This is a genomic window from Hoylesella marshii DSM 16973 = JCM 13450, assembly GCF_000146675.1.
Lineage (GTDB): Bacteria > Bacteroidota > Bacteroidia > Bacteroidales > Bacteroidaceae > Prevotella > Prevotella marshii.
In genome coordinates, this window is the sequence record NZ_GL397214.1 from 616,424 (window position 1) to 628,258 (window position 11,835).

17 protein-coding genes and 1 tRNA gene are annotated in these 11,835 nt (G+C 45.0%); 9 read left to right on the top strand and 9 right to left on the bottom strand.

Features of this window, described 5'->3' with window-relative positions; all coding sequences use genetic code 11:
- Positions 1-175: 175 nt before the first annotated feature.
- The 9 genes from traK (at position 176) to HMPREF0658_RS02620 (ending at position 5,952) form a co-directional block, all read left to right on the top strand.
- The gene (gene traK / locus HMPREF0658_RS02585; RefSeq protein WP_024990782.1) at positions 176-799 is read left to right on the top strand and encodes a conjugative transposon protein TraK; all 624 of its coding nucleotides are present in this window, start codon (positions 176-178) and stop codon (positions 797-799) included.
- A gap of 4 nt (positions 800-803) precedes the next feature.
- Entirely contained in the window at positions 804-1,106 is a 303-nt protein-coding gene (locus HMPREF0658_RS02590) for a hypothetical protein (RefSeq protein ID WP_006948364.1), read from the top strand.
- Complete coding sequence (locus HMPREF0658_RS12020) at positions 1,099-1,326, top strand: hypothetical protein (protein ID WP_006948365.1); 228 nt, start codon at positions 1,099-1,101, stop codon at positions 1,324-1,326. The genes HMPREF0658_RS02590 and HMPREF0658_RS12020 overlap by 8 nt, the downstream gene beginning before the upstream one ends.
- A gap of 7 nt (positions 1,327-1,333) precedes the next feature.
- Complete coding sequence (gene traM, locus HMPREF0658_RS02595; protein ID WP_006948366.1) at positions 1,334-2,365, top strand: conjugative transposon protein TraM; 1,032 nt, start codon at positions 1,334-1,336, stop codon at positions 2,363-2,365.
- 48 nt (positions 2,366-2,413) lie between these two features.
- Positions 2,414-3,364 carry a conjugative transposon protein TraN gene (gene traN, locus HMPREF0658_RS02600; protein WP_006948367.1) on the top strand — a complete coding sequence of 317 codons (951 nt, stop codon included), beginning with the start codon at positions 2,414-2,416 and terminating at the stop codon, positions 3,362-3,364.
- Positions 3,358-3,951, top strand: coding sequence for a conjugal transfer protein TraO (locus HMPREF0658_RS02605; protein WP_006948368.1), 594 nt, complete (start codon positions 3,358-3,360; stop codon positions 3,949-3,951). The genes traN and HMPREF0658_RS02605 overlap by 7 nt, the downstream gene beginning before the upstream one ends.
- Before the next feature lie 12 nt (positions 3,952-3,963).
- On the top strand, positions 3,964-4,416 hold the full coding sequence (locus HMPREF0658_RS02610) for a DUF3872 domain-containing protein (RefSeq protein WP_006948369.1): 453 nt from the start codon (positions 3,964-3,966) through the stop codon (positions 4,414-4,416).
- 11 nt (positions 4,417-4,427) lie between these two features.
- The gene (locus HMPREF0658_RS02615) at positions 4,428-4,934 is read left to right on the top strand and encodes a glycoside hydrolase family protein (RefSeq protein ID WP_006948370.1); all 507 of its coding nucleotides are present in this window, start codon (positions 4,428-4,430) and stop codon (positions 4,932-4,934) included.
- A 118-nt stretch (positions 4,935-5,052) separates the two neighbouring features.
- The gene (locus HMPREF0658_RS02620; protein WP_024990784.1) at positions 5,053-5,952 is read left to right on the top strand and encodes a bacteriophage abortive infection AbiH family protein; all 900 of its coding nucleotides are present in this window, start codon (positions 5,053-5,055) and stop codon (positions 5,950-5,952) included.
- 134 nt (positions 5,953-6,086) lie between these two features.
- Here HMPREF0658_RS02620 and HMPREF0658_RS02625 read toward each other — a convergent pair whose 3' ends face one another.
- The 9 genes from HMPREF0658_RS02625 to HMPREF0658_RS02665 form a co-directional block, all read right to left on the bottom strand.
- Positions 6,087-6,305 carry a hypothetical protein gene (locus HMPREF0658_RS02625; protein ID WP_006948373.1) on the bottom strand — a complete coding sequence of 73 codons (219 nt, stop codon included), beginning with the start codon at positions 6,303-6,305 and terminating at the stop codon, positions 6,087-6,089.
- A gap of 8 nt (positions 6,306-6,313) precedes the next feature.
- Entirely contained in the window at positions 6,314-6,568 is a 255-nt protein-coding gene (locus HMPREF0658_RS02630; protein ID WP_006948374.1) for a hypothetical protein, read from the bottom strand.
- A 27-nt stretch (positions 6,569-6,595) separates the two neighbouring features.
- The gene (locus tag HMPREF0658_RS02635; RefSeq protein WP_006948375.1) at positions 6,596-7,870 is read right to left on the bottom strand and encodes a PcfJ domain-containing protein; all 1,275 of its coding nucleotides are present in this window, start codon (positions 7,868-7,870) and stop codon (positions 6,596-6,598) included.
- Between the two features lie 4 nt (positions 7,871-7,874).
- Positions 7,875-8,294, bottom strand: a complete 420-nt coding sequence (locus HMPREF0658_RS02640) for a PcfK-like family protein (RefSeq protein ID WP_006948376.1) — start codon at positions 8,292-8,294, stop codon at positions 7,875-7,877.
- Between the two features lie 22 nt (positions 8,295-8,316).
- Positions 8,317-8,748, bottom strand: a complete 432-nt coding sequence (locus tag HMPREF0658_RS02645; RefSeq protein WP_006948377.1) for a hypothetical protein — start codon at positions 8,746-8,748, stop codon at positions 8,317-8,319.
- Positions 8,749-9,105: 357 nt separating this feature from the next.
- Positions 9,106-9,453: a hypothetical protein gene (locus tag HMPREF0658_RS02650; protein WP_006948379.1), complete on the bottom strand. Its 348-nt coding sequence runs from the start codon at positions 9,451-9,453 to the stop codon at positions 9,106-9,108.
- A 140-nt stretch (positions 9,454-9,593) separates the two neighbouring features.
- Positions 9,594-10,061, bottom strand: coding sequence for a DUF1896 domain-containing protein (locus HMPREF0658_RS02655; RefSeq protein ID WP_006948380.1), 468 nt, complete (start codon positions 10,059-10,061; stop codon positions 9,594-9,596).
- Between the two features lie 27 nt (positions 10,062-10,088).
- Complete coding sequence (locus tag HMPREF0658_RS02660) at positions 10,089-11,321, bottom strand: site-specific integrase (RefSeq protein ID WP_040557632.1); 1,233 nt, start codon at positions 11,319-11,321, stop codon at positions 10,089-10,091.
- 400 nt (positions 11,322-11,721) lie between these two features.
- A tRNA-Ser gene (locus HMPREF0658_RS02665) sits at positions 11,722-11,809 on the bottom strand.
- Positions 11,810-11,835 lie beyond the last annotated feature (26 nt).

An 11,835-nucleotide genomic window follows, 5' to 3' on the forward strand; every position in this document is an offset into this window, starting at 1 on the left:
GCCCCTCGATTTGTACCCCACTCGTGGGGTGTCGTAAGGGGGCACTCGTGGGGTACGAGCACACCCCACGAGTGGGGTGCGGAAAGGGATATTAATGGGTGGAAACTCCCGTACCCTTACTCTGCTGCCAAACAACGATTACAGATTAAACAGAAAGAACATTAAACAAAAAGAAATGGAATTTAAATCACTCACAAATATCGAGACCTCATTCAGGCAGATACGGCTCTATGCCTTTGTCTTCGCCATCGTCTGCGTGGCGGTAAGCGGTTATACCGTCTATGCCTCGTACAGCTTCGCCAAGGAGCAGCGGGAGAAAATCTATGTGCTTGACCAGGGAAAGTCGCTCATGCTGGCTCTCAGTCAGGATGCAAGTCGTAATCGTCCCGTAGAGGCAAGGGAGCATGTGCGTCGTTTCCACGAGCTGTTCTTCACCATTGCGCCTGACAAGGATGCCATTGAGAAGAACATGGAGCGTGCCTTTGTGCTGTGTGACAAGTCGGCTTTCAACTATTACAAAGACTTGGCAGAGAAAGGCTATTATAACCGTGCCATATCGGGTAATGTCAATCAGCGCATAGAGGTGGACTCTATCCACTGCAACTTTAATACTTACCCTTATGCGGTAACGACTTATGCAAGGGAGTTTATCGTCCGTCAGAGTAACGTTACAGAGCGTAGTCTCATTACGACCTGCACGCTGCAGAACTCAGTTCGTTCGGATAACAACCCGCAAGGTTTTCTTATGGAGAACTTCCTTGTGAAGGAAAACAGGGATATACAGACTTATAAACGATAAGGCTATGGCAAGGAAAAGAAACTTTTTACTCTCACGTCACTATCTGCGCTTTCACCTATGGCTCCGCCATCGGTGTGAACGGCTCACGATAAAGCAGAGAAAGGAAATCGTCTATGGGCTGTGTTTCATCTATCTGCTCTGCTCGCTTTGGATGATAGCGCAGTTTTTCCTTCCTCCAAAGAAGGAAAAACTACCCATCCCCACGGGAAAGCTGATGGACAGTCCGATATGGGCGGACAGTACTTTACAAGAGTTACACGGCAATTTTTATCTACAACATCATCAAACAATCAAAGAAAATGGATAATAAACAGAAAGAACAAATGAAAAAAGGCTTGGTCTTCGGAGGACTGGGACTGCTGTTTGCCCTCTCGATGTGGTTTATCTTCGCACCTTCGGGCAAGGATAAGACTGCAGCGGAGCAGGGACTCAATGACAGCATCCCGCAGGCAACGACAGAAAAACTGACGGAGAACAAGCTCAAAGCCTACGAATTGGGCGACAAGGCACACAGGGGAACAGACTAGCGAGGAGATGGGCAGGCTATCGGACTATTTCGCACAGAACACTGCTCCATCAGAGGCGGAGCGTGCAGAGACAGCTGCTTCTACGGCAAAGATAGAAAACTCCATGCATCGCTATGAGGAGAACAATCGCCTCTTGAACTCCTTTTACGCTCCCGACCCACACGAGCAGGAGCGTGAAGCCCTGCGCTCGGAGATAGATAACCTTAAAAAGGAACTCTCTGCCAAAGACAGCAGGGAGGACAATGAAGAGAAACGGCAGCTTGCCTTGATGGAAAAGAGCTATCAGATGGCAGCAAAGTATCTTCCTAAAGCATCAACTCCACCTACCTTCAATAATGGTCTGACGGCAGGAAAGGAAAAAACGGAAGACACTGAAGGTGGCTCTGATGTCGCTAAGGGCAAGACCATGCAGAATGAAAAGCCTGCAATGGAAGTTCTGCCGGAGCGTAAGCAGATAGTTTCTTCACTTGACCAGCCTATGAGCGATGTGTACTTTATGGAGGAATACGGCAAGAAGGCTCGTAATATGGGCTTTCATTCGCTTGCAAGCACGGCTGTACCTACAATGCGCAATACGCTGAAAGTCGTCGTGGACAGGACTACTGTTCTTAAAGAGGGTGACAATGTTGTACTCCGTCTGCTGGAAACTGCCAAGGTACAGGGACTGCACATTCCACGACAAAGCCGACTCATAGCCGTCGCTAAGATTGAGGGCAACCGTATGCACCTGCTTATCAAAAGCATAGAAGTGGACGGCCATATCATAGCTGTCAAGCTCTCGGTATATGACACAGACGGACAAGAGGGCGTGTATATACCAGGCTCGGAGGACGTCAATGCGCTTAAGGAAGTTGGGGCGAACATCGGTGGTTCAATGGGCACATCCTTTACCTTCGCTTCCTCTGCCAAAGACCAAATTATCTCAGAGGCTGCCCGTGGGGTGATGCAGGGCGCAAGTCAGCTGCTTCAGAAGAAACTGCGTACCATCAAGGTAACGCTCAAGGGTGGCTACCGCCTTTTCTTGGTTCAGTCCAAATAAAACAATCGAAAATGATAAGTAAAAAATAACATCAAATCAAAAAGAACAATGAAGAAAATTATTTTATCAATGGCTATGCTTGCCATGGTGGGAGCAACAGCCACTGCACAGGAAAACAATGATGGCCTGACACCAAACCGTCCGCTTACTTCGGGAGAGCTGTTTCAAGGTATGAGCCGTGCCATACCAACGGGGCGTGTCGTACTGCCGTATGGTCTGGACGTCACCTTTGACAAGACCGTGCATCTTATCTTCCCTTCTGCTATTCGTTATGTAGACTTAGGTTCGCAGAATATCATTGCAGGAAAGGCAGAGGATGCAGAGAACGTACTGCGTGTAAAGGCTTCGGTGAAGGACTTTGAGACGGAAACCAATATGAGTGTCATCTGTGAGGACGGCTCTTTCTATGCTTTCAACGTGAAATATGCCGATGAGCCAGAGAAGTTAAGTATCGAGATGAAAGACTTTCTTTCCACGACGGAAGGTAGACTGCCAAGCAATCGCTCTGACATTTACTTTAAGGAACTCGGTAACGAGTCGCCTGTATTAGTAAAACTGATGATGCAAACTATCTATCAGAATGACAGACGCTGCATTAAGCACATCGGTGCACAGCAGTTTGGCATGAAGTTTCTGCTTCGTGGCTTGTATGCCCATAACGGCTTGCTGTATTTCCACACCCGTATGGAAAACGGCACGAATATGCCGTACTCGGTGGATTTTATCACATTTAAGGTGGTTGATAAGAAGATGGCAAAGCGTACCGCTATACAGGAACAAGTATTACAGCCACTTCGTGCTTATCATCAGGTGATGCAGGTGCGTGGCATGGGTAGTGAACATACTGTGTTTGCGCTCGAGCAGTTTTCTCTTGCAGAAGATAAGCAGCTTGAAGTGACGCTCTATGAAAGAAATGGCGGTCGTACACTGACCTTTTATGTGACGGCAGAAGACCTGCAGTTGGCAAAGAAGATTGATAACCTCAAACTGAAATGGTAGACATTATGAAGAAGAAAATCATTTTATCGGTTTGTGCAGCGGTAGCAATGGCTTTTAGCTTGCCATCGCAGGCACAGCGACTGATACCCAAGCAAAGGGGAATAGAGGTTGTAGGGAGTGTTCCACTTATTAAGGGCGAAAAGTTCCTTGCTGCTGACAATTTCGGTATGGGAGTATCAGTCACCCGATACTTGGGACATGAGAATTATACCTTTGTTATGGCAGAGTATGAACAGCAGAATATGCCGTACAGAAGTTATAACGTAAAACTCATGGATGCACTCTTGCACTTGGGCTATATGCACCCAGTTCTCTCCGACAGAGGCAAGAACGTGTTTCTCTATGGTGGTATATCCGCTTTGGGTGGCTATGAGGAATTGAACGAGGATAAGAAGTTGCTGCCCGATGGGGCAACACTGCTCGACCGCTCTCGCTTTGTCTATGGTGGTGCCGTGCATGGTTCGGTGGAAGTGTTCCTAACGGACAGGGTTCTCTTTCTTATAAAGGCGCAGGGACGTTTCCTCTTTGGCTCGGACCTGCATTGTTTCCGCCCGGCTGTTTCTGCAGGACTAAGGTTTAACTTTTAAGTAGAAGAAAAGATGAAGAAGATATTGAATACGATTTGGGTAATGGGTGTGCTGACCCTTGCCGTGTTTTGCCTATCTGCTTGTGATAGGGATTTGGATGTTCAGCAGTCTTATCCGTTTACGGTGGAGACAATGCCGGTTCAGAAGGACATCATAAAGGGACAGACGGCTGAGATACGCTGCACGCTGAAGCGAGGCGGTGAGTTTGCCGACACTCGTTATACGATACGTTATTTCCAGTCTGATGGCAAGGGCTTACTAAGAAATGATAATGGTACGGTTTTCAAGCCGAACGACCGCTATCCGCTGACGAAGGATGTGTTCCGCTTGTACTACACCTCTCTGTCATCTGACCGCCAGACGATTGATGTATATGTGGAGGATAGTTTCGGTAAGGTTCAGCAGCTAACCTTTAGTTTTAACAACGAGCGGGAAGAGGGCAAGCCTACATCCTCTCGCCACTAAGAACATAATAGATGCGAACGATAAATTCTTTCATTTTACTTTGTGTATTCTGCCTGTTCTGTCAGCCGACCCTTGCCCAGCGCAGGGTGCGGCTGGCAGACTTGCCACCTTTTGAACGTGCGGTTGTCGTTGTGAAATACTTTGAGGGACTGCATGGCTGGAAGAATTATCCGTATGTTGGGTATGGGCATCAGCTGCAACCAGGAGAACGTTTCACAGCGGATATGACGGAACGGCAGGCAGACTCCCTGCTTCGTGCCGACCTTTGGAAATGCTTTGAACACTTCAAGGGGTATGGTAAGGATGCCCTGCTGCTCAGCCTACTTGCCTATAACGTGGGTGTGGGGAGATTGCTTGGTTATGGTAAGCATCCCAAGAGCCGATTATTACAAAAGATTGAGGCAGGAGACAGAAATATCTATCGTGAGTATGTTTCGTTCTGCAAATACAAGGGAAAAGTTTTGAAAGGATTGGTCAAGCGCAGACAGGTGGAGTTTACCCTATTCTTTATTCCTTGATTTTCCAATCAATCTTCCTGTTTGTTTAATCAACTTGCGAGTGAGTTTTATTCCCGTTTTTCGTATTTGTCACTATTAATAAGTAACTTTGTAGAAATTTTAATTAATGAGAAATGCGATGGCTACACTTCATATAATTGGCAATGGCTTTGACATTCATCATGGCATAGCTTCTTTGTATAGTGATTTTAGAGAATATGCATGGGAACATTCTGGCTCAGATGGGTATTGGTTAGGGCAGTTAGAAACGTGTTATCCCACGAAGAATAAAAAAAATGGAGAACTAGAACTATGGTGTGACCTTGAATATGCTTTAGGAAATATTGATTTTCAGAACGCATTCGATGAATCGACAGAAGATATTGAATTGGAGGAAGACCATGAAATGCGGTTTCAAGCTCAAATGGAGGACGCCCCCAAATATCACCTAGAAATGATGTTCGAGGCTTTCCATGGTATATTTGAAGAGTGGGTTAATCAAATAGATATAGATGCTCAGCCTGTAGTCTTGCCACATTTTGACAGAAATGGCACGTTTCTATCTTTCAACTATACCGAAACATTGGAGACCCTTTACAGAATTCCAAAGGCACAAATCAATTATATACATGGAAGGCGAAACTGTAATCAAAGATTAGTTGTTGGGCATATAAACAACCTTAATGGAAATGATTTCCTTTCAGAAGATCCAATGATTTATGAATATGAGGCATACGATAATATTGCTGAAGTTGTAAATGAGCAGCAGAAAAATATTTCTGAAATAATTAGCGACAATGCTAAGTACTGGAGCAGTTTAACCAATATAGATAAAATCGTCATTTACGGACACTCTTTATCTGATATTGATTTAGATTATTTTGTAGAGATAGCTAAACATGTCACACCAGATGTTCAGTGGTTCTTTTCCATTTATTATAATAATCCACAAGAGCGTGACAAAGAAATTTCGAGAGTAAAAGACTTTATCTCGAAGTTAAAACTTGATGCTTCAAATTGTCAAACGTTTACTCTGTAATTAAACCTATAATGCAATTCTTGCGACTTTCTTTTGCTTCTTTGCTTTGGTCGCCTACTCGTTCAAAGACAAAGAAAAGAAGCCACGCAAATTTTCGGTTTGCGTGGCTCTTGGTCTTATTCAAGACACTGTTTCTACACCTTCGTTATTCTGTCTATTCGCTTGTTGGGGTGTCTGTCAAATGCCCAGTTTATCTCATCATCGGGCAGGGTGCTGTGAATGCTTCCACCCATAACCAATCCACAATTTTGCAGGACTTTCTGCCGTGCTTCCTCCTTGCTCTCGGCAACCACATCGAATACGCCGTCAAAAACATATTCCGTGTAAACTAAAAATCTCTGTTTCTTCATCATTCCTAATCTTAAAATTCAACCTTTAATAATCTGTACTCCTTTGGCTCTCCATTGGATAATTTGCGGTGTTTGAGCCAAAAGTGATGTGCGCCATAACCATAGGCGAAAAACTTGTCAAGTTCCGTTTCTTCGGCTATTTTGCCTATTGCCGTCCTTAACTCTTCCTCATTGTCGGATAGGGTTATTGCATTGATAACCCTGATGAGAATGTGCGGTATCTCGTCCGTGTAGTTATAGATGATGTTTTCTATCTCTGTTTTCATATCTCTGATATTTTAATGGTTCATACTTCATGCAGTTGCTTTCATTCTTTGGCTTATTAGTTCTCGATTAGCATTAACAAGGTTCACTATCTGTTCGTGATACTCCGTATTCTTGTTGCACACTCCACGACTTTGCACCACTTTGAGCGTGTCCAGATTGACCTCAATCGTTTCTATCCGTCTGCCCTCAATGGTTGCCGAAAGGATAAGCGAGTTTTCTTTGAGATAGTAAGCATTGTCGAACACGCAATGGTGCATTGATACACCTTCTTCCAAATGTTCTTGCACGCTCTCTAATACGTGGACTTGGATTGTGCCGTCTGTGAAACAGATACCAAAGAACTTGGATTTGAGTTCGTGGAAACGCTTCTCTTCCTCCATTGCCTTTTTGCGTTTCGCCGCCTTTTCTTCCTTTTCCCTTTGTCTGCGGAGTTCGCTTTGTCTTAGGTCGTGTTCCCTATGCAGGTCGGTGGGGCAAACATACTTCGGGTTGTGTATGTCTTTATTCAATCTGCGGAGCATATCCACATAGTCACACCATAGAGAAATATCCTCTATCTCATAGCCGTTGCGAGTGGCAACTTTGTAGGACTGCCAACAAGCGTCAAATGTCGATTTGTTGTTGAGGAAATAGCGTAAATGCTCCATTCGTCCTATTTTTATCAATGTTTCCACTCTGCTGTCAGAAAGCAATGCAGGAATGAGTGTTGTCGGGGCAATGTCGTAAAAATTATCCTTGAAACCATTCCTGCGGAGTGTGTCTGTAACCTTGAATTTAGGATATATCTGCGAATAGGCTGCATATCGGTAGGCTTCATTGTCGTTACGGATAGTCATAGGGGTATAGTAAGAAAAGGTATCAACATATCTGCCCAATGTGCGTGGAATGGCAACAATGGCTTGCTGTCCTTTTGCGTTCCACCAATACTGACCGATTTCAAGTGCGTGATATTGTGCCTTACAGCCTTTCTCTATTCCCACAACAAGTAGGAACATGCGCAATACTTGAAACTCTCCACAAGTGGTAAGTAGGGTGAAATAATGCTTCTGCTGCAACTTGCGCTCGTAGGTTTCCTTGACCTGCAACTTTGCCCTACAATGAGGGCAAGTGCAAGTTTCTCTATGTTTGTTCATTATCCAACTATGCCCACAATCCATACAAGTGGTGCGACCTTTTGGCAAGCGGTAGGCGAAGTGGTCAATACACTCACGGAATGCCCACTTACTTTGTTGCTTTGTTATCGGGCGAAGATACTTGCTTTGTTCCAAAACTGCCTTTTCATATTTGTTTCTCGGTTTCATAGGCTTAAAAATCAAATAGTGATGGTTGTACTTGGGTTGCTATGTTCTCGGTCTTTTTCACTCGTGCGTTACGGCTCTGTAACTTGGCAAGTTCCTCACGCTGATATTGCTTAATGGCTTCCTGCCTTGCTTCGGCTTTTTCTTCCTCTGTGAGTTCTACAATGTGATTAACGGCAACTTGGCAAGAAACAGCCTTACCCACCTCTATATCGTCCTCATCGTAGTAATGAACAGCCATAGAGAAGATTTCATCATCATCAAAGCCGTTGCAACCGCTTTTCTGCACTTCATTAAGAATATAGGTGATGCACTCCTCGATATTCTTGTTCGGTTTCATCAAGTTAGGGGCAAACAAGGGGTCTGTCATAGCACGCTGATTGAGATACTCGGCTATTGTCCGTGTGAAATGTTCTGTTCCTTTCATTGTCGTATATGTTTTGATGTTGTTAATACTTGGGAATTTCTACTATTTGATTGATGCGCCCATATAGGTAGGCTCTTAGGCTTGTTCTGTCGGGTGCGTAATACTCTGCCCAATGTCCGTATTGATTGACCAAATACTTCTTCAATACGTCCATAAAGTCAAACCGATAACCCATAAGGGGTACGGCTGTACGGAAGTAGGTGTTAGTGTTCACCGCTTCGGCAAGCCAATTCTTTTCCTCACGGCTCATTCGCTCCCCACGATTGAGTTTCACACGCAATAAATAAACCTTGCTGTGGCTCAAAGTTTCCAAAGGCTCAACATCCCACTGCACAAACTTAGTTGCCACCAAACGCTCACTTTCATCAACCACCGAACTTATGCGGTAATGAGAGGAGGAGCTATATCCTTTTTTCTTCATCGAAGATGTGATATTTACTTTCTGCTGTTCCATAATGACATTTTTTTTATGCGTCCAAAGATCGGAGTATGCTGATTCCTTTTTGTAGCAAGAACAAGGTAGGGGGCGCAGCCGGCACAAGGTTTTGTAGGAAAATACTACCCGAAATGAAATGTAGGTGTGGAGATTTTCCGTACAAACCAAAGGCACTGACCTTGTCAAGCCGTAGCCCCTTACTACCTTTGCGAATAAAAAGAAATCAGCACCGACTTATGGCATATCAAAGTGGAATATGTGGACGTGAGAAGCGAAAGTGCAACGCCAGTATGGAAAACGAAAAAGGGTGGCTACCTCAAATCGAGATAACCACCCAGAAAGAAGAATGAATCGAAGAATATCTTTCCTTGTGCCTTAGAGCACACAGAGCAGGATTGCCAAGATGACGGCAAGCCAGAACAGCCAACGCAGGATTGTAAAGGTTACTTGCAGTATCACTCTGACAATGAAGCGTAGTATCAGGAAACCGAGAATAACCGAAACGGCGGTTACGACTTGCGGCGTAACTATCTTCGAGATGAGGTAAACCGCACCGATAACGATGGAAAGCAGAACAGCGAGTTCGATGAAGCGTGTCCAACCGAAGCGGCGGACTTGCTTGGGAGAAGTCGGCTGCTGCCTGTTCCTCTCGGTTTTGTTCGATACGTCTGCCTTGATGAAGGCAGGTGTGTGCACGTCTTGATTCATGATGATTGTATTCATAATCGGGGCTTTTAATAGTTTCAAGAGCGATAACAAGATGCGCAGACTACACAAAGACAAGTGTTTGCAAAACTCTTGACGTGTGGAGTGGAGCGTTTATCTTGGCTCTTGATACTACAAAAGCCCCCGATGGTGAAGTATCAAGCCATGTTCTCACCGCCTATCGTCGGCAGACCATTGACCTCAATGAGCAGCACGATTGTACCAGTCAGTTCGGTGTACAGTTTGTCGTATTCTGTACCTGCCGCAAAGTTGTCTGTGAGTTCGTACTTAGCAAATACCGCTTGAATTGCCTTGTTTTTCAGCAGGATTAGTGCTAACCTTTCGGGAAGCGGACTTGGCAGTTCCTTCTCAAACTCCTGCTCCAGTACGGAAACAATGGTATCATACTTTGAGAAGTGTAGGTCGTGGTACAGCACCTCGCTTGCCATCGTCTCTGCTTCGGGGTAGGAGAACCCTTGCGCCACGGCATCGCAGTAAGCCGTCAATGCCTCGTCTGCGCGAGCGGTTACAAACGCATTGTCATTCTCTCTCTCAGGGAAATGCTCTCCGAGATACGCTTCCAACTTCAGACGGAAGTAGGAAAGTTCTTTCTTTGTTGTTGTCATAAATTCAAAATTTTAGAATTATATACATTATTTTGAGGAAATGCCTAATGCCGTATTGAAAGTACCCAACTTGTCAGCCAGTTCATCCATATCGTGTTCTATCTTCTTATTGGTAATACGGGCGTAGAGCTGAGTAGTTTTAATGTTGGTGTGTCCCAGCATTTTTGAAACCGACTCGATGGGTACGCCCTTACTGAGTGACATCGTGGCAAATGTGTGCCGGGCGAGGTGGAAGGTCAGGTTCTTCTTGATGCCACAAATATCAGCAATTTCTTTCAGATAACTGTTCAGTTTTTGATTCGTCAGCATGGGGAAAAGTTTGCCGTCACGATAGGTCTTACCACTATATTTTGCAATGATGCTCTTGGGTATATCGAGTAAAAGAACGTTGGTCTCCACGCTCGTCTTCTGCCGTTTGGTCATTATCCACTGCTTGCCGTTGAGCGTGACGATGTTTTCCGGAGCGAGGTTGTACACGTCTATGTACGCAAGTCCCGTGAAGCACGAAAACACGAACACGTCCCTTACAAGTTCCAAACGACCGATGCCGAAATCCTTGTTGGCAATTTTAAGGATTTCCTCGTCTGTGAGGAATCCACGATTGACCGGTTCCATGTGAAAACGGATGTTGAGGAACGGATCATGGTGCAGAACACCAAGTTTCCTGCCCAGAATGGTGATTGTCTTGAAAGTTTTCATCATCCTCGTGGCGGTGTTGGGATTCTGCCCGACAACCGTTCTAAGATAAATGTCGAAGTCGTGTATCACGATATAGCCGAGTTCGGACAGGCGGATGTCAGATCGACCGTATTTGTCACGAAGGAAATTTGAGAAGTGTTTCTTGCAGACGTTGTATTTCTGTAAGGTTGCAGCTTCGACCGACACGCCTACCTGCCGTGCAACGTCACTGTTGTGCTTATTGAAGAGGCTCATTAGGGTATCCACATCCTCCTTCTTACCAAGATACTCCGACTTGATACGCTCCAAGGACACCTCGTCCGTCATCTCGACTTTCTTGAAGATGGTCTGGAGTCCGCTCTGAATGTTGTCAAGTTCGAGGTTGGTGGAAAGTGCTTCAGTTGTCCTTCCCTTCAACCGTTCCTTCTCCCTGTCCCATTGGGACTGTTGGACAGCAATGCCCGTCGAGCCGATGGAAAGGCGTTCGTTGTTGAGATAAATTCTCAGCATGACGGGGGTCTTGCCCTCCTTGTTCACATAATTGCTTCTGAGATAGAAGACTGCTCTGAAAATAGCTTTCATACATTTTACTGCTTTTAGTTGTAGCCTGAACAGAAGTCTTGTCCTAACACCTGCCATCTGTAGCCGTGGCTTGTCGGACACATTGTTGCCCGAAGTGGTGTATGGTAACAAAAACACCTCTGTAATCACGCTGCAAAGTTCAACATATTTGTTTGAATAGCAGTAATTTACGCATACTCCTTATGTACTCTGTATGTACTCTTGGCTACATTTTTATTTTGCCTTGAAAATGTGTAGCCTGATTGTAGCCTTTTTAGAGCATTTTGGGAGTTTCTGCCCCCTCCGTGCATACTCTGAAATTTGGGATGGGTATAAAAGAAAAGTATCATAACTACTTGTAGCTATGATACTTACGATTTTCTTAGATTTCTCTCTGATGTTCATTTCAGAGTACCTAAAGCGGAGAAAGGGGGATTCGAACCCCCGAAACGCTTTAGACGTTTACACGCTTTCCAGGCGTGCCTCTTCAACCACTCGAGCATTTCTCCTTTCGATTTGCGGTTGCAAAATTATC